Source organism: Enterococcus sp. DIV1059_2 (genome assembly GCF_051713685.1).
Classification (GTDB): Bacteria; Bacillota; Bacilli; order Lactobacillales; family Enterococcaceae; genus Enterococcus_D; species Enterococcus_D casseliflavus.
In genome coordinates this window covers 1,955,347-1,971,996 of record NZ_JBIOQK010000001.1, presented here as the reverse complement: position 1 = coordinate 1,971,996, position 16,650 = coordinate 1,955,347, and the positions used below count along the sequence as shown (strand labels likewise).

Sequence of the window (16,650 nt, the reverse complement as noted above, 5' to 3'; positions counted from 1 at the left end):
GAGTCTAAGAGGTAATGAGTCACATCATTGCAAGCAAGGTGGTACCGCGTATCGACGTCCTTGCTCTGCAATGGTGTTTTTTTATCGTCAAAATGACTCTACAGGAATAAGAGCGCCTTACCAGCAATTTTGTCAGCCCCTGTATCTTAAGCGAACACAGAAGAAAGTAGGAGAATAACGTGAAACAATTATCCAGTGCAGAAGTACGCCAAATGTTTTTGGACTTCTTTCAATCAAAAGGACATTCCATCGAGCCGAGTGCGTCCCTTGTTCCAGTCAACGATCCAACCTTATTATGGATCAATTCAGGGGTGGCAACGCTAAAAAAATATTTTGATGGCAGTGTTGTTCCTGAAAACCCAAGAATTACCAATGCGCAAAAATCGATTCGGACTAACGACATTGAAAACGTTGGGAAAACAGCAAGACATCATACGATGTTTGAAATGCTAGGCAACTTTTCAATCGGCGATTACTTCAAAAATGAGGCGATCCATTGGGCATGGGAGTTTTTGACCTCACCAGAATGGATGGCTTTTGATCCAGACAAATTATATGTCACGGTTTATCCAAAAGACACAGAAGCAAAACGGATTTGGGCAGAAGAAGTCGGCTTACCACCAGAGCATATCGTTGAGATTGAAGACAACTTTTGGGACATCGGTGCAGGACCTTGTGGACCGGATTCAGAGATTTTCTATGACCGTGGTCCTGAGTTTAATGACGTAGCGGAAGATGATCCCGAAAACTACCCTGGTGGCGAAAATGAACGCTATTTGGAAATCTGGAATCTGGTCTTTTCAGAATTCAATCATCAACCAGATGGCTCCTATGAACCACTACCACATAAAAACATTGATACGGGGATGGGGCTGGAACGAATGGTTTCCATCGTTCAAAATGCACCAACCAATTTTGAAACAGACTTGTTTCTGCCGATCATTAATGCAGTGGCAGATTTAAGCGGTCGTGTGAACTACGGCGACAGCAAAACGACAGATATCTCCTTTAAAGTGATTGCAGACCATATCCGCGCGCTTTCTTTTGCGATCGGCGATGGGGCACTTCCTTCAAATGAAGGCCGTGGCTATGTTTTACGTCGTTTATTACGTCGTGCAGTCATGCATGGGAAAAAATTAGGGATCGATACTGCCTTCTTATACAAATTAGTACCGATCGTTGGCGAGATCATGGAAAGCTACTATCCTGAAGTACTAGAACAGCAAGAATTTATTGAGAAAGTGATCCGCAACGAGGAAGAACGTTTCCATGAAACGATCAATGAAGGGTTAGATATTTTAAATCAAGTGATCGCCCAAGTAAAAGCAGACGGTCAAGATACGTTAGCTGGTCAAGATATTTTCAAATTGTATGACACTTACGGCTTCCCAGTTGAATTGACAGAAGAAGTGGCGGAAGACGAAGGGTTGAAAGTGGACCACCAAGGGTTTGAACAAGAAATGGATGCACAACGTGCCCGTGCTCGTGCGGCTCGACAAACGGAGCTTTCAATGGGCGTACAATCCGCTTTATTGACAGATATCAAAGTAAACAGCCGTTTCGTTGGCTATGATTCACTTGAAGCAAACAGCGAATTATTAGTGATCATCCAAGACGAAGCGTTACATGATTCTGTTTCGACAGGTGAAGCAAAACTGATTTTTGCCGAAACACCATTTTACGCAGAAATGGGTGGACAAGTTGCGGATACAGGCACGATCGTAGCAGAAGATGGTACGATTGTAGCGGAAGTGACGGATGTCAAAAAAGCACCGAACGGTCAGTTCTTGCATACTGCTACAATCAAAGCGCCACTAAAAGAAGGCGTGAACTATTTCTTACAAGTGGATCAGCATCGTCGCAATAAGATCATTAAAAATCATACGGCGACTCACTTATTGCATAAAGCCTTAAAAGAAGTATTAGGCAGCCATGCGAACCAAGCAGGTTCATTAGTTGCTCCAGGACATTTGCGCTTTGACTTTAGTCATTTTGGGCAAGTGACCAGCGAAGAGCTGAGCCGAATGGAACAAATCGTCAACCAGAAAATTTGGGAAGCTCTTCCTGTTGTGACGATCGAAACGGATATCGATACCGCAAAAGGCATGGGAGCGATGGCACTCTTTGGTGAAAAATATGGGCATGACGTTCGCGTCGTCAATGTTGCCGATTGGTCGATCGAATTATGTGGGGGAACCCATGTAGCAAATACGGAGGATATCGGTATTTTCAAAATCGTTTCTGAATCAGGGATCGGTGCTGGTGTTCGTCGGATCGAAGCAGTGACTAGTCAAGAAGCTTATACGTTATTGCATGAAGAAGAAGCGCAATTAAAAGCAATTGCAGGGATCGTTAAATCCGCCCAATTAAAAGAAGTCGTTGCCAAAACAGAACAACTGCAAGCGCAGCTGCGTGAATTGCAAAAAGAAAACGAAGCTCTTGCCAGCAAGTTAGCAAACCAGCAAGCAGGGGATGTTTTCAAGGATGTCAAAGAAGTAAATGGTCTGCGTCTGATCACAGCAAAAGTGACTGTAAAGGACATGAACCAATTACGTCAACTAGCTGACCAATGGAAACAAAAAGACCATTCTGATATTTTAGTGTTAGCTACCGCGAATGATGGCAAAGTGAATCTTTTAGCTGCCATGAACAAAGCAGCCAACGAAAAAGGATTGAAAGCAGGCGATTTGATCAAAGAGATCGCACCTAAAGTTGGCGGCGGCGGTGGCGGCCGTCCTGATATGGCACAAGCCGGCGGGAAGAATCCAGAAGGAATCGCAGCAGCACTTGAGACAGCAGCAGCGTGGTTAGCTGCCAAGTAAGCACACTAGCTGGTTGAATCTGTACCCGCGAGTTCCTTTCCTTTAAGAAGATAGGTGAAAGAGGAGCGTAGGTCTTTAACACATTCCTTTTTTGAACGAAGATGACGGAGGGGGAGACCCTTCCGTTATCTTTTTCCTTTTTTCCTACGTGTTATCTGAAAATGCGTTTGATAATTGAAGGGAATTCGCTTTTTTTCGAAAAAACGATACGAATAGTTGTTTAATTGAATTCCTTCGGGGTAAAATAAGAAAGATAGTTTTTTGAGAGGGTGATGATTTGCTAAACTTTTTTTTAAATCGCAGCAAAAAAAATGGTGTCTACGAACGTACAGCCATCGGGAAGTTAGCAGGTAGCCTCGGGTTGCTTTCCAACCTACTATTATTTGCTGGGAAATTTATCATTGGCTTATCTGCCCAGTCTGTTTCGATTATGGCAGATGCCATCAACAGTCTTTCAGATACCGCTTCGTCTATTTTAACATTGATCGGTTTTCGGATCTCTGCGAAACCAGCCGACAGTGAACATCCATATGGTCATGAGCGATTTGAAGCCATCAGTGGGTTTGTAGTATCTTTGATCATCACGTTTGTTGGCGGCCAATTTCTCATCAGCTCTGTGCAACGCATAATGGAACCGACGAGTATCCGTCTTTCCCCACTATTGTTTATCGTTTTGGTCTTATCGATTTTGATCAAAATCTGGCAGGGAGCGATGTACCGCAAACTGGCGAACCTGATCGGCTCTCAAACACTTAAAGCCAGCGGACAAGACAGTCTCAACGATGTGTATACAACGGGGGCAGTTTTGTTTTCAGCGACGATCGAGTGGCTGACTGGCCTACGTATCGATGGCTTTGTCGGCTGTCTGATTGCCTTGTATATTTTGATTAGCGGAATCAAAATGATTCGTTCCTTTATCAACGAATTATTAGGGGCACGCCCAACCCAAGAAGAAGTAGCTGCCATGGAGCAACGCTTGGATCACTATCCGACGATTCTCGGTTACCATGATTTACTGGTTCATAATTATGGACCGAAAAATCGCTTTGCCAGTGTGCATATCGAAGTGGATGAAACGTGGTCTTTACGAGAAGCGCATGAGGTGATTGATGCGATTGAACAAGATTTTCGCCAATCTTTAAAGGTCGACCTGGTCTGTCATCTTGATCCAGTACCAATTCAAGATCAGCAGTATCGGCATTTAAAAAAAGAAGTGTCAAAGATCATTCGCTTCGTTGACCCACAGTTACGGATGCATGATTTTCAGGTCAAAGGAGATCTGTTGGCTTTTGATTTAGTGATTCCCGCAAAATCGGCGTATAGTGATCAAGAAATCGAAGAAATGCTGAAACAAAAAATCAAAGAAACATTAGGGGACTATGAATTGAAGCTTGCTTTCGATCACAGTTACCTATTATAGGGTTACAGGATATAGGAGGAAACTATGATAAAAATGGATATGAGCATGATTTCCACGGTATTATTGGCACTTTTGTTTATTAATACGATCGCTGCCTTTATTACTGTTTTTCGGAAACCACGCTCGATTGCAAGTGTCTTTGCTTGGATGATGACGTTGGTATTCATCCCCGGCATCGGGTTCTTGTTGTACTTGTTTTGTGGTCGGGGGATCGACGGAGAAATTATTTATAAATTTAGTGAGCACCACCAAAGTAGGATCAATGAGTTGAATCAAATCATCAAAGTGCACAATTATTCTTTTCCTGAACATCCTTACTCAGATGACAATCATCTATTAGAGCGCTATTTTAAGAACCTTGATGAATCGCCCTTGACGAAAGGAAACAAAGTAGAATTTTATACAGATGGAAAAGAAAAATTTGCAGCATTGTTTGAGGACATGAAGCAAGCAGAAGATAATCTGCATGTGGAGTATTATTCGTTTTTTAATGATGAGATCGGTGGCCAATTCTTGTCAATCTTGATCGATAAAGCCCGTGAAGGTGTTGAAGTGCGTTTGGTCTATGATCCATGGGGGTCACCGAAGGCCAATCGGAAATTCTTTCAACCGTTGATTGATGCCGGTGGAAAAGTCGTGCCTTTCATCACTTCGAAGAACCTGATCCGCAACACACGATTGAACTACCATCTACATCGAAAAATCGTTGTGATCGACGGTCAAATCGGATGGACTGGCGGCTTTAATGTCGGCGATCAATATTTAGGGAAAAAGGCCAAATTTGGCTATTGGCGAGACACCCATGCGAGAATCGTAGGTACTGCCAGTTTTACACTACAAGAGATTTTTATTCGTGACTGGAACGCATCTGTAAAAAGAGAAGAGGATCAGCTGGAATACGAGGATCGTTACTTTATTCTACCGCCGAAAGAGCGCTCTGGAAATGTCGATTTGCAGATCGTCGCTGATGGGCCTGAAAGTGAGACCCAAATTCTCAAAGGCGGTTTTGTAAAAATGATCTTAGCTGCCAAAGAATCGATTTGGATCCAAACGCCTTATTTGATTCCTGATGACAGTATGATGAACGCATTGGAAATTGCCATCCACTCAGGTGTAGACGTCCGAATCATGATTCCATGTATGCCTGACCACCCATTCATTTATCGGGCAACACAGCATTATGCTAATTACTTGCATCGCCGTGGTGCAAAAATCTACATCTATAACAATGGTTTCCTCCATGCGAAGACGGTCATGATGGATGATACCATTAGTTCCTTTGGGACGACGAATCAAGACATTCGGAGTTATGCCTTGAATTTTGAAGTCAATGCCTTCGCCTACGATCACGATGTCACGCAAACGTTGAAAGGCTTCTTTGAAGAAGATATGGCACAATCAACATTACTGACGGATGAAATTTTGGCGAAGCAATCTTACTGGTTGCGCTTCAAACAAAACTTCTCTCGGTTATTGTCTCCGATCCTTTAATTTCATCGCTTTTGCTAATCCTTGGCGTGCCAAATGGTCGGCACCTTTGTTTTGACTCTCAGGGACCCATTGGATGATTGCTAAAGCGAACTGTTTCAACAAGTATTGAATTTCTGATAAATAATCAGAAAAAGCAGGGTTTTTGGTATAATTCTTGTCGATGGTCTGCGCAACGACTTTGCTGTCGGTATAGAGCATAATTGTCTGTTCCTGTAAACCTTTGTCAATCAGCAGCTGCAACGCGTTGACCATCACAGCGAACTCTGCTTGGTGGTTGGTTGAATCAGGTAGCGGAAACGCAATTTGTTCATGCAGATCAGTACCGACAATGACGATTCCACCGCCACTAGGGCCGGGGTTGCCTTTCGTGGAAGCATCAAGATAAACTTTTAACATTGTCTCACCCTTTTTTGATATGATAAAGATAGTATACTAGAAATTTTATGTTGTGAGGAACTTTTATGAAGCGTAAATTGTATTGGCAACCGGAAGCTGCTACAGCGATCATTTATTGGTCGTTTACTATGATGATATTATTTATCAGTTTGATTCTTTCGTTAGAAAATACCAGACCTTATTGGAAAAGCAACCTCGTTTTAGCCGTCTTTTTCTTTTTTGTATGGTTAGGGATTCACCGAAGCATGCTCATCAGGAATGATTTGCTCCTGATTCGTTATGCGCGCTTATGGAAGAAAAGCCTTATTTCTTTACCTGAGATAGAAAAATGGCAAATTATAAACCGTTTAATAAGCATTACCGATCATCAAAAAACGTATACCTTCACGTTGCGTAAAAAAGATGTGGCATGGTTAGAAACTTTTTTTCAAGAAAAAATCCCTGAAAAAAGGGTGCAGATCGAAACCAACGAGTAATTCATAGGAATCTAGAAAGCAACGATCACTCCTTTTGGCGTTACAGCCTTAGGAGGGACGTTGTTTTTTGTTTACATAAAGGATTCGTGAAACTTCTTGTAAAAGTGTGAAAAATCACTCTTTCTTTCTGAATAAAATCAAGTATAATAAGAGCATAGCAAACAAAATACATTTTAAAGTGCTAAATAGTTCGTGAATTGAGGGTAAAAATGAAATCAGATATCGAAATTGCACAAGAATCAATGCCTAAACCGATTATTGAAATTGCTGAACCACTTGGTTTAACAGGCGATGATCTGGAACTTTATGGCAAGTATAAAGCAAAAATCGAATGGTCGGCAATCACCGAAAAAGCAAACAATCCGCTGGGTAAACTTATTTTAGTCACAGCGATCAGTCCGACACCCGCTGGAGAAGGCAAGTCAACCGTGACCATTGGACTTGCAGATGCGTTAAATCAAATCGGCAAGCAAACCGTCATCGCCTTACGTGAGCCATCTTTAGGACCAGTAATGGGCATCAAAGGCGGCGCCACCGGCGGCGGCAAAGCACAAGTGTTGCCGATGGAGGACATCAACTTACACTTCACTGGCGATATGCATGCGATCACAGCAGCAAACAATGCCTTGTCTGCATTGATCGATAACCATATCCAGCAAGGCAATGAGTTGGGGATCGACGGACGTCGGGTCACATGGAAACGGGTTGTCGATTTGAATGATCGAGCGTTACGACAAGTGATCGTCGGTCTAGGGGGACCGTTACAAGGCGTTCCCCGAGAAGACGGTTTTGACATCACCGTTGCTAGTGAAATCATGGCGATTTTGTGCTTGGCAACAAGCATTGATAATTTAAAAGAGCGATTAGGAAAGATTTTAATTGGTTATTCTTTTGAGAAACAACCGATTTACGTAAAAGATCTGGCGGTCCAAGGTGCTTTAGCCTTACTTTTAAAAGATGCCCTCAAACCGAATCTTGTTCAAACGATTGAAGGAACCCCTGCGCTGATCCATGGCGGACCTTTTGCGAATATTGCCCATGGGTGTAATAGTGTCATCGCAACCGAGACGGCTTTGCACTTAGGCGAATACACGGTGACCGAAGCTGGGTTTGGTGCTGACTTAGGGGCAGAGAAATTTCTTGATATCAAAACACCGAACTTATCAAAGGCACCAGATGCGATCGTAGTAGTAGCGACGATCAGAGCACTGAAGATGCATGGTGGGGTCGCTGTAACTGATTTAGGGACAGAAAACTTAAAAGCATTAGAGTTAGGCTTCAGTAATTTAAAGCGACATGTTGAAAACATGCGTAAATACGGGATTCCAGTTGTCGTTGCGCTTAATGAGTTCTCACAAGACACCGAAGCGGAGCGAACATTAGTCGAAACCATGTGCCAGCAAATCGACGTCACCATCGCACGGACAGCCGTTTGGGCAGACGGTGGTGCAGGTGGAACGGATCTAGCAAAAGCAGTGGTTCAAGTAATCGAGGAAAAACCTGCCAACTATCAACGCTTGTATACCGACGATTTGCCTTTAGCGGATAAAGCTTCTTTGATCGTGCGGGAAATCTATGGCGGGGCAGAGGTTGAGTTTGCGCCGAAAGCCAAGGCACAGTTGCAAAGCTTCAAAGAACAAGGCTGGGATCAGCTGCCGATCTGTATGGCAAAAACCCAGTATTCCTTCAGTGATGATCCAAAGCGATTGGGCGCACCAGATGACTTTACAGTAACGATTCGCGAATTCGTGCCAAAAATAGGGGCTGGCTTTATCGTAGCCTTGACAGGTGCCGTGATGACGATGCCAGGATTACCGAAGAAACCTGCCGCCATCAATATGGACGTGACTTCTGATGGCCAAGCGATCGGTCTTTTCTAAAAGAGCTATCACAAACAAAGAAGGCATTCGCGGCATTTGAAACGGAAAAACGGAAAGAGATGATTTGAAAGGACGGGTGCAAGCGGCATTCGTCTTTTTCTCGTTCATTAGACGTGATGGAAGATAAAAGTAGGGTTTCTTGTTATAATAATCAAGGAAGCAAGCAAATGTCTATTTTCTTTCTTTTGATAATCAAGTATACTTAACCAATTGAGGTGATCTTTGTCAATGGAGCTACAACTAACTAGGAGGACTGGTTTTTATGGAATGGGCAGTCCCTTGGAGGTCATGCAAGGAAAAAAAAGAATCGCTGCCATCAATCATCAGCAAACGATTTTTTTGGGGCTAGCTGAGCAGACGCCGATTCGTGTGCGCATGTTTTTTTTAGAAAGTCAGCCTTTTCAGTTACCAAAAGGCCAATCAGCGCTCAAGCTGGAGGTCGTGATGAATCCTGCGCTTAAAAGAATATATATCGGCTTTTATTTAAGCCTTTTTCTCATGATGGGGGTATTGGGCTTATTATCCATCTCCCTTTACTCGTTGCTTTTTGTCGGTGTGTATTTAGTGGCATATTTTGTCTTTATTTTGATTTATTTAAAAAAAGCGTATCTTATCAAGGAGGTTCCTCATGGCTAGTGGTGCAGATCAATTTTTGAGCAGTTTCAATCGAATTGAAAAGCGGCTTCGTGACGAATTGGATAATCCGCGGAATATGGGTTTTTCTGAAATGGTTCGTCGCTTGTCAAAAAGCAAAAATATCAATGTCAGAAGAGCAGAAGATGATCTATTACAAATGGCTCAGCTGCGCAATGCCATCGTACATGAAAAAATCGGAGAAAACTTTGTCATTGCGGAACCGAATGAATGGGTTGTCAATCGCATCCAAGAAATTGAACGCTCCTTACTGGCACCTGAAAAAGTCATGCCGCGTTTTGCGAAACGAGTGACTGGTTTTGAAAAGCACCTGCCATTACCAGAGTTATTGAAAATCGTTGCCCAAAAGCGCTATTCACAATTTCCGATCTATGATAATGGTCGATTTTTGGGCTTGATCACCTTGCGGATGCTGGGATACTGGTTAGCGAAAGAAAGCCTCCATGGTGAAATTAAGTTGGCAGGCAGAACGGCAGATGAATTATTAGCAGGAGATGGGAAACGATCGAATTATTGTTTCGTGTCGGCTGAAACGACCATCGTAGAAGTGGAAGAATTGTATCAAAAAAATGCCCTGCTTGAGGCGGTTTTGATCACCAAGGATAAAAATCCGAATGGAAATCTCTTGGGCATCATCCGTCCACGAGATATTTTTAAAGAAGAAAGAGTGGAAAATTTATGATCGCGTTGTTTTTTTTGTTAAGTGCTGTTGTCATTGGCTTGGATCAATGGCTGAAAATTTGGATCGTTGCCAATTATCAACTGGGTGAAACACATTCTCTGATCGACAATGTGTTGTCCCTGACCTATCTTCAGAATACGGGCGCAGCTTGGAGTATTCTAGAAGGAAAAATCACCTTTTTTGCGATCATCACCGTTATCGCGGTTGCTGTTGTTGTTTACCTATTGTTTCGCTACCAAAAAAGCAGTCTATGGTTTCGTTTCGGACTGGCGTTTGTTCTAGGTGGGGCGATCGGTAATTTTATCGATCGGTTGCAGCATGGCTTTGTGGTCGATATGTTCCAGCTTGATTTTATCAATTTCCCAATTTTCAATATCGCTGATATGTCATTAGTGTTCGGGGTGATCTTGATTTTTATTTATGCACTGGTAGATGACGAAGCAAAAGGGAAACAAGGAGAATCAAATGGAAAAGCAAATTGAAGTAATCATTAAAGAAGAAAAAGGGCGGGTCGACAAAGTGTTGGCTGAACGCTTGCCAAATCATAGTCGGTCACAAATCCAGCAGTGGCTAAAAGAAGATGCGGTCACATTGAAGGGCGAAACGGTTCGGGCAAATTATAAGGTAAAAGCAGGTGATCACTTGATCATCCAAGTACCAGAACCTGAAGTTGTAGACTTACAACCAGAAAATATTCCTTTGACGATCGTCTATCAAGATGCTGATGTGGCAGTCATCAACAAACCGCAAGGGATGGTGGTTCATCCATCCGCTGGGCATCCAAATGGCACCTTGGTTAATGCGTTATTGTACCATATGGATGATTTATCCACGATCAATGATGTTGTTCGGCCAGGAATCGTTCATCGAATCGACAAAGATACGTCGGGTCTGTTAATGATCGCCAAAAATGATCAGGCACATGAGTCGTTAGCGAAACAATTGAAAGACAAAACATCGTTACGCAAGTACGTAGCATTGGTTCATGGTACGATCAGCCACGAAAAAGGCACCATCAATGCACCAATCGGTCGATCAAAAGTCAATCGCAAAATGCAAGCCGTGATCGAAAATGGCAAACCCGCTGTCACTCACTTCACCGTGTTGGAGCGCTTCGAGCAGTTCACCTTAGTAGAACTACAGCTGGAAACAGGAAGAACCCATCAAATAAGAGTCCACATGCAGTACATCGGTTTTCCGCTAGCTGGCGATCCGCTATATGGACCTAAACGCACGCTAAAAGGCAATGGGCAGTTTTTACATGCCAAGCTTCTAGGCTTCACCCACCCAACAACAGGCGAGTCGCTGGTCTTTGAAGCGCCATTACCAGAGCTGTTCGCCGACACGTTAAAAAAATTGCGAAAAAATGATTGATTTTTTTGTGTGAGAACTGTATAGTAATTGTAACAACTAAATAGCTCCTTTAAATGTAGTCCCGTGAGGCTAAGAAGGAATGAGTAAGCAGACGACTCCCGCGTTGGAGATTCGAACCCTTACTAGATGATAACGTGTACCCAAAATCCACAGAATGGGATTTTAGGCAACGATCGGAAAACATGACTCCTACCTCAAGCAGGTAGGAGTTTTTTTATGTTCAAAATTAGGAGGGAATAACATATGGCAGCGAAAGAAGTAGTAGATGCAGTAACAATGAAACGAGCGTTAACGCGGATCACCTATGAAATTATTGAAAGAAATCGCGGCATTGATAACTTGGTGCTGGTAGGGATCAAAACCCGCGGCATCTATATCGCGCAACGAATAGCAGAACGTTTAAAACAACTAGAAGGCGTAGAAGTACCTGTCGGTGAATTGGACATCACCTTGTACCGAGATGACAAAAAGACAGAAGATGATCCAGAGATCCATTCATCAGACATCCCGACTGCCATTGATGGCAAAGAAGTCATCTTGATCGATGATGTCTTGTTTACAGGACGAACGATTCGGGCAGCTTTGGATGCAATCATGGATATTGGTCGACCAAAAAGAATCTCACTCGCCGTTTTAGTTGACCGCGGTCATCGTGAACTGCCGATTCGGGCAGATTTTGTTGGAAAAAATATTCCAACTGCTTTAAGTGAAGAAATTATCGTGGAGATGGAAGAATCAGATGGTTCTGACCGGATCATGATCAATAAAGAAAACGACTAGGAAGAAGAGTGACAGCAACATGCAGAAGCAAGAATTTCGTAATCCAGACGCAGTTTTAGACATCAAAGATCGGCCCAAAGCACTGCCTTGGTTAGGCCTAAGCTTACAACATCTTTTCACGATGTTTGGGGCAACCGTTTTAGTTCCGATCCTCGTTGGGATCAACCCCAGCATCGCATTAGTTAGTTCAGGTATTGGAACATTGGTTTACTTGGTTACGACGAAAGGGAAGATTCCAGCGTATCTAGGCAGCAGCTTTGCGTTTATCGCAGCGATGCAGATGCTGATGAAATCTGACGGCTACCCAGCTATCGCACAAGGCGCCATCACGACTGGGTTGGTCTACGTGATCGTTTCGATGATCATTAAACGTGCAGGTGCTGCTTGGTTGGATAAGATCTTACCACCGATCATTGTCGGTCCTGTGATTATGGTGATTGGATTAGGGTTAGCCGCTAACGCAGCTCAGAATGCGATGTACAATGACTCAGTCTACGATTTCAAGTACATTCTGGTAGCGTTGGCTACCTTAGGATTAACGATTTTCTTCAATATGTTTCTGCGAGGGTTCTTAGGACTGATTCCGATCCTTCTGGGGATCGTGGGCGGATACTTGATCGCCTTAGCAGCGGGAATCGTCGATGTACAGCCCATCATTGACGCCAACTGGTTTGGCATGCCGAGCTTCGAGATTCCCTTCATTAACTATGAACCAAAACTGTATCTGAATGCGATCACGACGATGGCGCCGATCGCTTTTGTTACCATGACCGAACACATCGGTCATCTGATGGTCTTGAACAAATTAACCAAGCGGAACTTTTTTGAAGAGCCAGGCTTGAACCGAACACTTTTGGGCGATGGTTTTGCTCAAATCGCAGCCGGTCTCGTTGGGGGACCCCCAGTGACAAGTTACGGAGAAAACATCGGGGTTTTAGCCATTACACGCGTCCACAGCGTGTTCGTCATCGGTGGTGCGGCAATTCTAGCCATCGTACTAGGCTTCGTTGGAAAACTAAGCGCATTGATCTTAAGTATTCCTGGTCCAGTCATCTCAGGGATCAGCTTCCTGCTCTTTGGCGTCATCGCTGCCAGCGGGTTAAAAATTTTGATCGACAATAAAATCGATTTTGATCGTAAAAAGAATTTGATCATTGCGTCAGTGATCCTTGTGGTAGGAATCGGCGGGCTTGTCTTCACGGTCGGGACCTTCACCTTATCCGCAATGGCGTTAGCAACTGTCCTAGGAATCTTCTTGAATCTTATTTTACCTGACAGCTCTCGCAGCGAAGAAAAATAACTTGTGCCAACTCATCGTTTAAACAGAATCAAAGGAGGAATTCATTCATGATTATTCAATCCGAAAGAATCAGCTTAAAGCATCTTTTGACGGTCGAAGCATTGACAGACCGTGAAGTGATGGGACTCATCCGCAGAGGACAAGAATTCAAAAGAGGGGCGAAATGGATGCCCCAAAAAGAACAATATTTCGCAACAAATCTCTTTTTTGAGAACAGTACCAGAACCCACAAAAGCTTCGATGTTGCTGAGAAAAAACTAGGGATCGAAGTCATCGAATTTGAAGCCTCCACCAGCTCTGTTCAAAAAGGCGAGACCTTGTATGACACGGTCTTGACGATGTCGGCTTTAGGTGTAGACGTTGCGGTCATTCGCCATGGCGATGAAAACTACTACGACTCTTTGATCCAAAGCAAAACGATCCAGTGCAGTATCATCAATGGCGGGGACGGCAGCGGCCAACACCCAACGCAATGTTTGCTAGATCTGATGACAATCTATGAAGAGTTCGGGCACTTTGACGACTTGAAAGTCGCAATCGTAGGCGACATCACCCACTCACGGGTCGCAAAATCAAACATGCAAATGTTGAAGCGTCTCGGCGCGAAAGTCTTCTTCTCAGGTCCAAAGGAATGGTATGACGAAGAATTTGAAGTATACGGTCACTGGATGCCACTCGACGAATTGGTCGAAGAAGTCGATGTCATGATGATGCTTCGTGTCCAGCACGAGCGCCATGATGGAACGGAAAGCTTTTCAAAAGAAGAATACTTAAAAAATCACGGGTTGACCGTCGAACGCGCCGCAAGAATGAAAGAGCATGCGATCATTATGCACCCAGCACCAGTCAATCGCGATGTGGAGTTAGCTGATGCCTTAGTTGAAAGCTTACGCTCGCGAATCATCACCCAGATGTCCAATGGCGTCTTTGTTCGAATGGCAATTCTTGAAGCGGTGTTGAACGGTAAGGCCTAACAGGCAAAAAGGAATGAATTAGAGGAGGAAGTTTACATGAAAACGCTCATTAAAAACGGTAAAATCATCAAAAAAGACAATCACTGTGTTCCTGCAGCAATTTGGATCGAAGACGGAATCATTCGCGGGATCGGTACAGAATTTCCCGAAACAGATTTTGACGAAGTCATCGATGCCAAAGAGCAATTGATCACACCAGGTTTAGTGGATGTTCATGTACACTTCAGAGAACCGGGCTTTGAATACAAAGAAACAATCGAAACGGGCAGCATGGCAGCCGCTCGTGGCGGGTTTACGACAGTTTGCGCAATGCCAAACCTTGACCCAGTTCCTGATACACCAGAAAAATTAGCAGCTGTTTACGAAAAAATCAACGCAGATGCATCAATCAATGTCTTACAATACGCCCCGATCACCGAAAACTTGCGCAGCGAAACGTTGACGGATGCAGCTGGAATGAAAGCCGCGGGGGCATTTGCCTTAACAAATGACGGTGTCGGGGTTCAGACTGCTGGCACAATGTATTTGGCAATGAAGCAAGCCGCCGAAAATGACTTGGCATTGGTTGCCCATACAGAAGATGATTCCTTACTCTTTGGCGGCGTGATGCATGCTGGTAAAAAAGCGGAAGAACTTGGATTGCCAGGGATCTTGAGTGTAACAGAAGCATCTCAAATCGCTCGGGATGTGCTTTTAGCGGAAGCAACAGGAGCCCATTACCATGTCTGCCATGTCTCTACGAAAGAAAGTGTTCGAGTGATTCGAGATGCCAAAAAAGCTGGGATCCATGTGACAGCCGAAGTTTCTCCCCACCATTTGCTTCTCATCGATGAAGATATTCCTGCCGATGAAGGCTTTTGGAAAATGAACCCACCGTTACGTGGGCAAGAAGACCGTGAAGCGTTGATCGAAGGTCTGTTGGATGGCACGATCGATTGTATCGCAACGGATCATGCCCCACATGGCTATGAAGAAAAAATGCAAAGCTTTTTAAAAGCACCCTTTGGCATCGTCGGATCAGAATATGCCTTCCAATTGTTGTACACTCATTTTGTGAAAACAGGACGCTTTACCTTGCAGCAGCTAGTGGATTGGATGACCGTGAAACCAGCGTCGCTCTTTGGTCTAAGTGCTGGAACGATGATGGTCGGAGACAAAGCCGACCTGGCAATTTTTGACTTAGAATCAGCTTATAACGTGGATCCTAAGCAATTCCTATCAAAAGGAGTCAATACGCCTTTCGGTGGATGGACGTTATATGGGGATACGAGTTATACATTTGTAAATGGTAAAACAGTATGGCAAAAAGGTGGGCAATAATATGAAGCGTTGGCTTATTTTAGAAGATGGAACATACTTTGAAGGCGAAGGGTTTGGTGCCAGTGTCAATGTTTTTGGTGAGATCGTTTTTACCACAAGCATGACAGGGTATCAAGAAGCCATTACGGATCAAAGCTTTAACGGACAAATCATTACGTTTACGTATCCGATGGTTGGCAATTACGGCGTCAACCGAGACGATTACGAATCAATTTCACCGACTTGTAAAGGGGTTGTTGTGAAAGAACACGCGCGTCTAGCAAGCAATTGGCGGAAGCAGCTGACGTTAGACGAATTTTTAAAACGCAAAAATATTCCAGGGATCGCAGGAATCGATACACGAGCGCTGACGAGAAAGATTCGTCAACACGGGACCATGAAAGCGAGTATCGTTGATGCAGGCGATGTCTTTGATCATGCCTTTGATCAATTAAAAGCGGCGGTTTTACCAACCAATCAAGTGGCACAAGTTTCTACCTCAAAACCTTATCCAAGTCCTGGAACGGGTCGCAATATCGTAGTCATCGACTTCGGCTTAAAGCACAGTATTTTACGGGAGTTGTCACGCCGCAACTGCAATTTAACGATTTTGCCATACAATACGACAGCCCAAGAAATTTTAGACCTCGCACCAGATGGTGTAATGCTGACGAATGGACCAGGCGATCCCAAAAGCTTGCCAGAAGCAATTAAAATGATACAAGGGATTCAAGGCAAGGTACCAATCTTCGGGATTTGTTTAGGCCATCAGCTCTTCTCATTAGCGAATGGGGCAGATACCTATAAAATGAAATTCGGTCACCGCGGATTAAACCATCCGGTAAGAGAGATCGCCACTGGTCGGATCGATTTTACCTCACAAAACCATGGCTTTGCTGTGGATGAAGCATCCATCGATCCAGAAAAACTAATGGTGACCCACGTCGAAGTGAACGATGGCACGATCGAAGGGGTTCGTCATCGCCGTTACCCAGCATTCAGTGTCCAATACCACCCAGATGCGGCACCGGGCCCGCATGATGCAGTCCACTTATTTGACGAATTTTTAGAGATGATCGATGCATGGAAGGAGCAGAACTAA

Annotated in this window: 15 protein-coding genes; 14 read left to right on the top strand and 1 reads right to left on the bottom strand. The window is 43.9% G+C overall.

Going from position 1 to position 16,650, the window contains the following annotated elements; translation table 11 throughout:
• Positions 1-179: 179 nt before the first annotated feature.
• From alaS to cls, 3 genes are all read left to right on the top strand, one after another.
• Positions 180-2,822: an alanine--tRNA ligase gene (gene alaS / locus IGI72_RS09170; protein WP_438753910.1), complete on the top strand. Its 2,643-nt coding sequence runs from the start codon at positions 180-182 to the stop codon at positions 2,820-2,822.
• A gap of 277 nt (positions 2,823-3,099) precedes the next feature.
• Positions 3,100-4,242 (top strand): cation diffusion facilitator family transporter, encoded by a 1,143-nt coding sequence (locus tag IGI72_RS09165; RefSeq protein ID WP_060791946.1) that lies wholly within the window; start codon positions 3,100-3,102, stop codon positions 4,240-4,242.
• 24 nt (positions 4,243-4,266) lie between these two features.
• The gene (cls, locus tag IGI72_RS09160) at positions 4,267-5,733 is read left to right on the top strand and encodes a cardiolipin synthase (RefSeq protein ID WP_015509734.1); all 1,467 of its coding nucleotides are present in this window, start codon (positions 4,267-4,269) and stop codon (positions 5,731-5,733) included.
• Here cls and IGI72_RS09155 read toward each other — a convergent pair.
• Positions 5,713-6,129 (bottom strand): ribonuclease HI family protein, encoded by a 417-nt coding sequence (locus IGI72_RS09155; RefSeq protein ID WP_438753908.1) that lies wholly within the window; start codon positions 6,127-6,129, stop codon positions 5,713-5,715. The two genes, cls and IGI72_RS09155, sit on opposite strands and share 21 nt — an antisense overlap.
• 65 nt (positions 6,130-6,194) lie before the next feature.
• Between IGI72_RS09155 and IGI72_RS09150 the strand changes: the two genes are divergently transcribed.
• The 11 genes from IGI72_RS09150 (at position 6,195) to IGI72_RS09100 (ending at position 16,650) form a co-directional block, all read left to right on the top strand.
• On the top strand, positions 6,195-6,605 hold the full coding sequence (locus IGI72_RS09150; RefSeq protein ID WP_015509732.1) for an EbsA family protein: 411 nt from the start codon (positions 6,195-6,197) through the stop codon (positions 6,603-6,605).
• Between the two features lie 209 nt (positions 6,606-6,814).
• The gene (locus IGI72_RS09145) at positions 6,815-8,485 is read left to right on the top strand and encodes a formate--tetrahydrofolate ligase (RefSeq protein WP_438753906.1); all 1,671 of its coding nucleotides are present in this window, start codon (positions 6,815-6,817) and stop codon (positions 8,483-8,485) included.
• A gap of 228 nt (positions 8,486-8,713) precedes the next feature.
• Positions 8,714-9,121: a hypothetical protein gene (locus IGI72_RS09140; protein ID WP_074933801.1), complete on the top strand. Its 408-nt coding sequence runs from the start codon at positions 8,714-8,716 to the stop codon at positions 9,119-9,121.
• A complete protein-coding gene (locus IGI72_RS09135) occupies positions 9,114-9,821 on the top strand; it encodes a CBS domain-containing protein (protein WP_438753904.1) in 708 nt (235 codons plus the stop codon). The genes IGI72_RS09140 and IGI72_RS09135 overlap by 8 nt, the downstream gene beginning before the upstream one ends.
• Positions 9,818-10,303, top strand: a complete 486-nt coding sequence (gene lspA, locus IGI72_RS09130) for a signal peptidase II (protein WP_005226122.1) — start codon at positions 9,818-9,820, stop codon at positions 10,301-10,303. Before IGI72_RS09135 ends, lspA begins: the two co-directional genes overlap by 4 nt.
• Positions 10,287-11,195 (top strand): RluA family pseudouridine synthase, encoded by a 909-nt coding sequence (locus IGI72_RS09125; protein ID WP_005226121.1) that lies wholly within the window; start codon positions 10,287-10,289, stop codon positions 11,193-11,195. The genes lspA and IGI72_RS09125 overlap by 17 nt, the downstream gene beginning before the upstream one ends.
• Before the next feature lie 243 nt (positions 11,196-11,438).
• Entirely contained in the window at positions 11,439-11,975 is a 537-nt protein-coding gene (pyrR, locus tag IGI72_RS09120) for a bifunctional pyr operon transcriptional regulator/uracil phosphoribosyltransferase PyrR (protein WP_005231374.1), read from the top strand.
• A gap of 19 nt (positions 11,976-11,994) precedes the next feature.
• On the top strand, positions 11,995-13,275 hold the full coding sequence (locus IGI72_RS09115; RefSeq protein ID WP_005226119.1) for a solute carrier family 23 protein: 1,281 nt from the start codon (positions 11,995-11,997) through the stop codon (positions 13,273-13,275).
• Positions 13,276-13,322: 47 nt separating this feature from the next.
• Positions 13,323-14,249 (top strand): aspartate carbamoyltransferase catalytic subunit, encoded by a 927-nt coding sequence (locus IGI72_RS09110; RefSeq protein ID WP_015509726.1) that lies wholly within the window; start codon positions 13,323-13,325, stop codon positions 14,247-14,249.
• Positions 14,250-14,285: 36 nt separating this feature from the next.
• Positions 14,286-15,569, top strand: coding sequence for a dihydroorotase (locus tag IGI72_RS09105; RefSeq protein WP_015509725.1), 1,284 nt, complete (start codon positions 14,286-14,288; stop codon positions 15,567-15,569).
• Between the two features lies 1 nt (position 15,570).
• Complete coding sequence (locus tag IGI72_RS09100) at positions 15,571-16,650, top strand: carbamoyl phosphate synthase small subunit (RefSeq protein WP_010748372.1); 1,080 nt, start codon at positions 15,571-15,573, stop codon at positions 16,648-16,650.